Source organism: Aeromonas sp. QDB30 (assembly GCF_027707645.1).
GTDB classification, from domain to species: domain Bacteria; phylum Pseudomonadota; class Gammaproteobacteria; order Enterobacterales; family Aeromonadaceae; genus Aeromonas; species Aeromonas caviae.
Window position 1 is genome coordinate 1 of the sequence record NZ_JAPCIY010000166.1, and the last position, 1387, is coordinate 1387.

Sequence of the window (1387 nt, forward strand, 5' to 3'; positions counted from 1 at the left end):
TAATGCCGATCAGTTAAGGATCCATTGACCGATCCTCAGGCTGTGTAAGAATCCGAAACTCCTTGTTGGGTTTCGGATTTTTTTATGCGTATCGACCAAGCTCTCGACTTCATTCACGCCTGTCCTCCCGGAAAGTTTGAGTCCCTGTCTGACCTGCTGTCACCTGAACTGGTGCAGGCTTGCTTGGCCGAGACGGGCTCCGTCTCCTTGCGCCGACGGCGCATGCCCATGGAGCGGGTGCTATGGGCCATTATCGGGATGTCCTTGTTTCGTCATGTCCCTATGGCCCAGCTGGCCAACCAGCTCGATATCCTGTTACCCGGCGACCGGCCGTTTGTCGTCCCCAGCGCCTTCATCCAGGCGCGCCAAAAACTGGCTGACCAAGCCGTTCGACAGGTGTTCCAGCAGACCGCCACACTCTGGCATCAGCAGTGTCAGCACCCCACCTGGGCCGGCTTGCAGCTGCTGGCCGTGGACGGGGTGGTCTGGCGCACGCCCGATACTCCGGACAATGCCGGCGCCTTTGCCAAGTCGAAAACCGTCCAGGGGGAGACGCAATATCCCCAGGTCCGCATGTTGTGTCAGATGGAGCTGACCAGTCATCTGCTGACCCAGACAGTGATGGACTCCTGTGCGGTAAACGAGATGGTGTTGGCAGAGCAACTGATTGAAAAAACACCCGATAATAGCCTGACCCTGTTCGATAAGGGCTTCTACTCACTGGGGTTACTCCATGCCTGGCAACGCCAGGGCGTAGCGCGTCACTGGCTTATTCCGCTGAAAAAGGGGGCTCAATACGAGGTCATCCGCAAGCTGGGGCGGCAGGATGTGCTGGTACGCCTCAGTGCCAGTCCGCAGGCCAAGAAGAAGTGGAGCGAGTTGCCGGAGCAGTTCGAAGCCCGGCTGCTGACCCGGACGGTAAACGGCAAGGAGCGGCAGGTGCTGACCTCGCTCACCGACCCGCTGCGCTTCCCGGCCAGCGAGTTGATGGAGCTATACCAGAATCGCTGGGAAATCGAGCTGGGCTATCGGGAGATGAAACATAGCCTGCAACAGCACCGGCTGACGCTGCGCAGCAAGAAACCCGATGGAGTAAGGCAGGAGCTATGGGGCTTGGTATTGGCCTATAACCTACTGAGATATCAGATGGTTAGGATGGCGGCGAGCTTAAAGGGCTATACGGCCAGCCAGTTGAGCTTTCACATGGCATCGGTGTATCTGCTGCATGAACTCAGTTGCCTGCCGTTTGTGTCACCGGGCATGGTTCCAGGGCGTGTCGCTGAGTTGGACAAACAGGCAGAGCAGTTCAAGTTACCCGCCCGCCGAGAACGAAGTTACCCAAGGTGCATCAAAGCCAAACCACAGAAGTATGCGACGAGAAAACCTA

1 protein-coding gene is annotated in these 1387 nt (G+C 57.7%); it reads left to right on the plus strand.

Annotation, left to right across the window (positions count from 1 at the left end; genetic code table 11):
* Positions 1 to 84: 84 nt before the first annotated feature.
* Positions 85 to 1387: IS4 family transposase (locus PG896_RS20930; RefSeq protein ID WP_270836189.1), on the plus strand; the 1303-nt coding region annotated here is incomplete at its 3' end.